This window comes from Mesorhizobium sp. CA14, from assembly GCF_020165195.1.
Lineage (GTDB): Bacteria > Pseudomonadota > Alphaproteobacteria > Rhizobiales > Rhizobiaceae > Mesorhizobium.
In genome coordinates, this window is the sequence record NZ_JAIUHR010000009.1 from 182,240 (window position 1) to 188,239 (window position 6,000).

The following is a 6,000-nucleotide window of genomic DNA, read 5'->3' on the forward strand; positions in this document are numbered from 1 at the left end:
AGGTTCCTGTCGCAAGGCTTCTGGGTCCGGCATTCGGCTTGAGGGCGCTCGCGTCATATAAAGCGCGCCAAACGTCTCATCTCAAAATTCGCAGGATGGGCGGGAACATTCGCCCGGTGTCGATGTTCTTGAATGCAGGCGGCGCGCAGCCCCGCTCCCCCCGCGAAAGGCGCGCCACCGACCGGGTTCAGACCCGAGCAGCCCGCCTCGGCCGTCCCTCGCCGGGGCGGGCTTCATTTTTGATGATTGGAAGGATCATGCTTCACCGGGCAGCCAAGATCGCCGAGCAGGCCCATAGTGGCCAGAAAGACAAAACCGGGCGACCCTATATCGAACATCTGAGGCGCGTCGCCGATGCGGTCGAGACGCTGGATGAAAAGACCGTCGCCTATTTGCATGACGTCGTAGAGAAAGGCGAGGGCTGGACCCTTGAGCGGCTTGAGCAGGCTGGCTTCAGTTCATCCGTTGTCGCGGCCGTCGATGCGCTGACGAAAAGGATGGACGAAAGCGAGCAGGGGTTCATCTGCCGCGCCGCCTCGAACGCGCTCGCCAGGTCGGTCAAGGAAGCTGATCTGAAAGATAATCTATGGCAGGCACATCAGGCAGGGCTTTCTCCAGCCAGATATGAAACCGGCCTTGTGGTGCTCCACGGATTGAACGCCAGCGCTTAGGCGCGCTGGCGAGAGGCCGAATCCGCCTTCCATCTGGGCCGGACATGGCCCGAGTATTATTTCGGCCTCTCTTGCAAAAGTGAGAATTAAGCGCTACATACCGATAATCGATCTTGTTGAACGAACGTTGTTTTCGCGCTTCAGCGCCCAACGATATTCCCTCTCAATTTCGAAGAACCCGGCGCTTGGTCAGGTGACCAAGCGGCGATAATTTACGTCGATTTGACAGGAAATCGCAATGAGCTCTGGAACCGTAAAGTTTTTCAATTCCACCAAAGGCTTCGGCTTTATCGAAGTCGGCAATGGCCAGCCGGATGTGTTCGTTCATATCTCGGCCGTTGAGCGCGCCGGACTGCGCTCGCTGGTCGAAGGCCAGAAGGTCAGCTTCGACATCGTGAAGGATGCCCGCAACGGCAAAAGTTCTGCCGAAAACCTGCAAGCCGCCTGATCACAGCGCCTCGGGGTCCATGACCACGGATGTACTGGCATCGGCCTCGGAGGTGCGTTGGAGAAGGTCGGGCTTTGCCCGGCCTTTTTTGATTAAGGAGAAGAAATGAAGTCCCTATCGGATACCAGTCTGTTCAAGCCGGTTCCGTCTCGAACGGAAGCCAAAACCGACATGACGTCTCGTGTCGCGCGGCAGATCGTGGATCTGGAAGCAACTGCCAGGGAGGCCAAGACGAAGCGATTGCGCGCCGCCCGGCTGGCACAGGAAGCGGACGCTCCCGCGCCCCCGCCGAAGAAATCCGTTTCGAAGCGTAACAAGAAGGCGTGAGCACGACTCCGGCGCCTGCCTGGACTGTTCTGCGCTATTCCCGCTTCAACTGCAGCAGATCGCTGGTGATATCGCCGCCGCACGTGCGGCTATCCAACATCTTCTCGAGATCGTTGCGGTTGTCTTGGCCGAAGTCGCTGGGCAGATCAATCGCCGTCCGGGCATCGTCGTCGAACTCGATCGGCGCACCATAGAGCTGGGCGATCTGCAACACCAGATCTTCTATATCCTCGCGGGCGATGTTCTCGGTCAGATTGCCCAGCCTGATCTCTTCCGAAAGCCGGATGATGTTGACGATACCCTTGATCCGCAAGGCCCACTGGACCCTGTGGTGAGCGTCGTCGCGCAACCGGATGGAAAATCGTTGGAACATGGAATGCCTCCTTTCCTTGGAGGTTATCCCTCGATCGCCATCATGCGTCGGACCATCCCGGATGGCAAGTAAAAAATTTAAAAATAACAGATAAATCAATCAGTTAGCATAGATCAACAAACGTGGTTTCGGTGCATCATTAGTTTCGTTAGTTTGTCCCGCCTTTCACGGCTTATGCGTCCTTGACGCCCTATACGTCGAACCCTACTTCTACTTACAATGAGGCACTTACTCATTCGTGGCATTTGTCTGTGAAGGAGGCAGGCATGGCTGATCTCGAACGGCCGCAAAGGTTGCAGATCATGCTGACCGACGAGGAACTGGCGGCGCTGGAGAACTGGCGTTTCGAAAAGCGCATGCCGAGCCGATCGGCCGCGGTGCGCGAGCTGTTGCGCCGTGGGCTTGCTTCGGATGGGTTCCTAACGGCAGATCTCGGCGTCAAGTCGCAACAGTTCGGTGTACTATCCTCGAATGGCAAGCCAGCTGATGGTCAATCCAAGGATTAGGGTCGTTGCTTTGAACGGCGCAGGCACTAGTTAGCACGCATGACAAGTACCGGGGGCATAATCCGGCAGGATGCCAATTCCGATTCGCGCTTAGCGGCAATCGTGGATTCTTCGTACGACGCCATCATCAGCAAGGATCTTAACAGCATCATCACGAGCTGGAACCATGCGGCGGAGCGCATGTTCGGCTACAGCGCGGAGGAGATTGTCGGCAGCTCAATGCTGCTGCTCATCCCAGAGCGTCTCCACGGCGAGGAAATTGATATTATCGGACGCATCCGCCGAGGGGAAGGCGTAGCGAGCTTCGACACGGTCCGAAAACGGAAGGATGGCACGCAGGTCGCGGTTTCCGTCACGGTTTCGCCGATCAGGAACCCTGCAGGCGAGATCGTGGGCGCCTCCACCATCGCTCGCGACATGACGGCCGCCAAGGAAAGCGAGCGCCGTATCCGGCTTTTGATGCGCGAGGTCAATCACCGCGTGAAGAACCAGTTCGCGGTGATCCTGTCGATGGTCAGGGAAACCAGCAAGCGCTCGACCGATCCAGGCGAGTTCGAGGAATTGATCCGCGCCCGCATCATGGCGCTGTCGCGCTCGCACGACCTTCTGGTCACCACGGAATGGGCCGGCGCCAGCCTGTTCGATCTTGTCCAGGAGCATTTGAAGCCCTTCGGCCATGAAGACCGTATCTCGCTTTCCGGGCCGCTTCTGACGCTGCAGTCGAATGCCGTTCAGAACCTCGGCATGGCCTTCCATGAACTCGGCACCAATTCATCCAAATATGGCGCTTTGGCCTCGGGCGGCGGTCATATCGAAATCACCTGGAAGGTCGAGACCGGCCCGCAGGCGCAGCGCCGCTTTCATCTTCTCTGGCATGAGATATCCGGCACGGGCGCAACCGCGCAGAAGGCGCCGGAGCGCAAGGGCTTAGGCGAGCGCAAGGGTTTTGGCACAGTGGTGCTCCAGCGGGTGGCGCCGCAATCGCTGAGCGGTTCCTCCAGCCTCGAACGCTCGCCCGACGGTGTGAAGTGGACGCTTGACGCGCCGCTCGAGGCGATCGTCGTGCCGCAGCTGGGCCTGGAGGATGAAAGCGATTTCAGGGGCTGAGGCGCCTGTGCTGCCGCCTCTCCCTTGCAGGTCTGTAAAAATGCATTACATCATGTAACAGAGCGTGCATTGTCCACGCGGATACAGTTGCTTTGGTCAAGCTTCACCCATGGAGGTTGTCATGGCAATGATGGAAGCAAGAAAGACCCTGGACTGGATCACCCTGGTCCTCGCGATCTGCCTGTTCATCTCACCCTGGGTCATCGGATTCACCGCGGCGATGGTGCCTGCGTGGAACGCCTGGATTGTCGGCGTTCTCCTCGGCGCGCTGGCGCTGGCGACGCTTTCGGTGTTCGCCGAGTGGGAAGAATGGGTAAGTGCGATCCTCGGGCTCTGGCTGATCGTGTCGCCCTGGTTGCTGCGCTTCGCGGCTGACACGCATGTCATGGCCACGCATGTCGTCCTCGGCGTGCTCGTGGTCGCGGCATCGGCCTGGGCCGTCTGGGACTTCCGTCATCCTCACGCGCATGCGTGAGCGATGACTGAGCGGGAGCCGCCGCGCGAGCGGCGGCTCCTTGGACTTCTCTTGGGCATGGGGCAAGGCGGCCATTGCGGCGGCTTCACGCAATTGCTGCAATCGGAAACCTTTTCGTGCATTCTTGGGAATGGCCTCGATGCTCCACCCCGACACCCCCGCCAAATGCTGCTCCTATTGCGGCGGCCGCGACCATGATTTCGAGGAGTGCCCGAAACGCAAGGCCGACGCCGAGAAGGAAAAGGTGGAGCGGGAGCCCGAGCCTGCCGTGGTCAGGTTCCCATATTCCCGTCACGCGTCCTCCAACCAGTAGATCGACTCGCTTCGCCATCAAGAAACCATGCGGAGCGGGCCTGCGCGAGCCGGCGTCCATGGCTCGATCCCCAACAGGGGTACTGTCGAGCCGACGTCTCAATTTGGCGCTCGCCTTATCCCCTAAGCGCACGCGCCGCCGCCTCGGCGAACGAGATGTCGCCCTTGATCTCGCGCATCGCCATCGAAGTCACCGTGCGGCGCACGCCGGGCAGGCGGCTGAGTTCCTCGCGCAGCATCCGGTCAAGCGCCATCATATCGACGGTGACGATCTGGAGCAGATAGTCGGCTTCGCCCGTGGTGGCGTAGCAGCGGCGGATCAGCGGGTGCTTCTTCACCGCCATCTCGAAGGCGTCCGACACTTCGAAGTCGATCGACACCTGAATGAAGGCCTCGATGCCGAAGCCGATCCTGGCCGGGTCGATGCGGGTCGAATATCCGCGGATAATGCCGGCCTCTTCCAGCGCCTTCACCCGTTTCCAGCAAGGCGTCTTGCTCAAGCCGACCTCCTCGGCGAGTTCGCCGAAGGAGATGCGCGCATCGCGCTCGAGCGCGGCGACTATTCTGCGGTCGAGAGCGTCCAGCGTCATTCGTTCTCCAATATAATGGAAGATGTCGACGATCGTCCTTCATTTCACGTCATTTGAATAACAGAAAGGAACAATGTTCAAGCCGAAAGCGCTATCCTTGTCGTCGGGTCGAAAACCTGCCGCGAGGAGGATAAGCCATGGACAAGCCGGACTATCACGCCCGCATAGAGGCGCCCGAGATGCGCGACTACGGCGTCTATCTGAAATGCGACCAGTTGCTCGCCTGTCAGAAGCCGCTCGCCGAGATGGTCAATGCCGACGAATTGCAGTTCCAGATCGTGCACCAGGTCGAGGAACTTTGGATGAAGCTCATCGCCTATACGCTGGTCGATGTGCTCGAATATCTGGAGAGGCAGGACACCCACCGCATCATCACGCTGATGGGCCGCGTGCACCGGCTGATGCGCATGATGACGGCGCAGCTCGACCTCCTGGAGACCATGTCGCCCAAAGAGTATCAGCAGATCCGCCTGCAGCTCGGCAATGGCAGCGGCCAGGAATCACCAGGTTTCAAGCTCTTGCTGCGCCTGCCGCCGGATCTTTGGCGGGCCTTCAAGCATGCCTATCTCGACGGCCGCGGGCTGACCGTGGAGGATATCTATGACGCGCACTATGACCACGGTGATTCCTATGTCGTGGCCGAGGCGCTGATCGAATTCGACGAGCTGTTCCAGAAATTCCGCGCCAATCACCTCTATCTCATCCACCGCTCGATCGGGCTGGGCGCCAAGTCGCTGAAGGGACGGCCTGTGGAAATCCTTGAGGGCGGCGCCCGCCATCGCTTCTTTCCCGAGCTCTGGGACATTCGCTGCGACATGACCGACCGCTGGGGCGCCGAATACGGCACCGTGCGGGAGTCGATCAGCCATCCGCCGCAGGTTTCTCCTTCTCCCCGTGTGGGAGAAGGTGGCCGTTAAACGGCCGGATGAGAGGTGTTCCAGGGAACAGACGTCTCATTTCGCTGGAACACCCCTCATCCGTCTCGGCGCTGTCGCGCCGATCCACCTTCTCCCACAACAAGCAGGGCTGTCCGGGGAAAGTCATGCATAGGCGAAGTCCAACTGGTTTGGGGAAGTTCGGTTGCTTCGGCGGCCGGGATTGACCGGAGGCGGCTTTGTTGATGGCCTCGATTCTTCGGCGTTCGAACAGGCATTGGCTGACCAGATCGGTGAACCTGAGGATGGGCATGGC

At 59.6% G+C, this 6,000-nt stretch carries 10 protein-coding genes and 1 pseudogene; 8 read left to right on the plus strand and 3 right to left on the minus strand.

Going from position 1 to position 6,000, the window contains the following annotated elements; genetic code table 11:
* The first annotated feature begins 257 nt into the window (after positions 1-257).
* The 3 genes from LB565_RS13085 (at position 258) to LB565_RS13095 (ending at position 1,446) form a co-directional block, all read left to right on the plus strand.
* Entirely contained in the window at positions 258-671 is a 414-nt protein-coding gene (locus tag LB565_RS13085) for an HD domain-containing protein (RefSeq protein WP_224584539.1), read from the plus strand.
* 238 nt (positions 672-909) lie between these two features.
* Positions 910-1,119 carry a cold-shock protein gene (locus tag LB565_RS13090; protein ID WP_140752028.1) on the plus strand — a complete coding sequence of 70 codons (210 nt, stop codon included), beginning with the start codon at positions 910-912 and terminating at the stop codon, positions 1,117-1,119.
* Positions 1,120-1,224: 105 nt separating this feature from the next.
* Complete coding sequence (locus LB565_RS13095) at positions 1,225-1,446, plus strand: hypothetical protein (protein WP_224584540.1); 222 nt, start codon at positions 1,225-1,227, stop codon at positions 1,444-1,446.
* Between the two features lie 34 nt (positions 1,447-1,480).
* Here LB565_RS13095 and LB565_RS13100 read toward each other — a convergent pair whose 3' ends face one another.
* The gene (locus tag LB565_RS13100; RefSeq protein WP_224584542.1) at positions 1,481-1,819 is read right to left on the minus strand and encodes a hypothetical protein; all 339 of its coding nucleotides are present in this window, start codon (positions 1,817-1,819) and stop codon (positions 1,481-1,483) included.
* 266 nt (positions 1,820-2,085) lie between these two features.
* Here LB565_RS13100 and LB565_RS13105 point away from each other — a divergent pair, with 266 nt between their 5' ends.
* From LB565_RS13105 to LB565_RS13120, 4 genes are all read left to right on the plus strand, one after another.
* The gene (locus tag LB565_RS13105) at positions 2,086-2,325 is read left to right on the plus strand and encodes a hypothetical protein (protein ID WP_224584543.1); all 240 of its coding nucleotides are present in this window, start codon (positions 2,086-2,088) and stop codon (positions 2,323-2,325) included.
* A 39-nt stretch (positions 2,326-2,364) separates the two neighbouring features.
* Complete coding sequence (locus tag LB565_RS13110; protein ID WP_224584544.1) at positions 2,365-3,432, plus strand: sensor histidine kinase; 1,068 nt, start codon at positions 2,365-2,367, stop codon at positions 3,430-3,432.
* 121 nt (positions 3,433-3,553) lie between these two features.
* Positions 3,554-3,907, plus strand: coding sequence for an SPW repeat protein (locus LB565_RS13115; RefSeq protein WP_224584545.1), 354 nt, complete (start codon positions 3,554-3,556; stop codon positions 3,905-3,907).
* A gap of 139 nt (positions 3,908-4,046) precedes the next feature.
* Positions 4,047-4,220 (plus strand): hypothetical protein, encoded by a 174-nt coding sequence (locus tag LB565_RS13120; RefSeq protein ID WP_224584546.1) that lies wholly within the window; start codon positions 4,047-4,049, stop codon positions 4,218-4,220.
* Between the two features lie 115 nt (positions 4,221-4,335).
* Here LB565_RS13120 and LB565_RS13125 read toward each other — a convergent pair whose 3' ends face one another.
* Entirely contained in the window at positions 4,336-4,809 is a 474-nt protein-coding gene (locus LB565_RS13125) for an Lrp/AsnC family transcriptional regulator (RefSeq protein ID WP_224584547.1), read from the minus strand.
* Positions 4,810-4,946: 137 nt separating this feature from the next.
* Here LB565_RS13125 and LB565_RS13130 point away from each other — a divergent pair, with 137 nt between their 5' ends.
* Positions 4,947-5,726, plus strand: coding sequence for a tryptophan 2,3-dioxygenase family protein (locus LB565_RS13130; RefSeq protein WP_224584548.1), 780 nt, complete (start codon positions 4,947-4,949; stop codon positions 5,724-5,726).
* 123 nt (positions 5,727-5,849) lie between these two features.
* On the opposite strand, the pseudogene LB565_RS13135 reads toward LB565_RS13130, so the two are convergent.
* A pseudogene (locus tag LB565_RS13135) lies at positions 5,850-6,000 on the minus strand (IS4 family transposase); the annotation flags it as partial.

Bases quoted from the DNA above. Each gene is read 5' to 3' on its own strand.
- LB565_RS13085 (WP_224584539.1), top strand. From the start codon at position 258: ATGCTTCACCGGGCAGCCAAGATCGCCGAGCAGGCCCATAGTGGCCAG.
- LB565_RS13090 (WP_140752028.1), top strand. From the start codon at position 910: ATGAGCTCTGGAACCGTAAAGTTTTTCAATTCCACCAAAGGCTTCGGC.
- LB565_RS13095 (WP_224584540.1), top strand. From the start codon at position 1,225: ATGAAGTCCCTATCGGATACCAGTCTGTTCAAGCCGGTTCCGTCTCGA.
- LB565_RS13100 (WP_224584542.1), bottom strand. From the start codon at position 1,819: ATGTTCCAACGATTTTCCATCCGGTTGCGCGACGACGCTCACCACAGG.
- LB565_RS13105 (WP_224584543.1), top strand. From the start codon at position 2,086: ATGGCTGATCTCGAACGGCCGCAAAGGTTGCAGATCATGCTGACCGAC.
- LB565_RS13110 (WP_224584544.1), top strand. From the start codon at position 2,365: ATGACAAGTACCGGGGGCATAATCCGGCAGGATGCCAATTCCGATTCG.
- LB565_RS13115 (WP_224584545.1), top strand. From the start codon at position 3,554: ATGGCAATGATGGAAGCAAGAAAGACCCTGGACTGGATCACCCTGGTC.
- LB565_RS13120 (WP_224584546.1), top strand. From the start codon at position 4,047: ATGCTCCACCCCGACACCCCCGCCAAATGCTGCTCCTATTGCGGCGGC.
- LB565_RS13125 (WP_224584547.1), bottom strand. From the start codon at position 4,809: ATGACGCTGGACGCTCTCGACCGCAGAATAGTCGCCGCGCTCGAGCGC.
- LB565_RS13130 (WP_224584548.1), top strand. From the start codon at position 4,947: ATGGACAAGCCGGACTATCACGCCCGCATAGAGGCGCCCGAGATGCGC.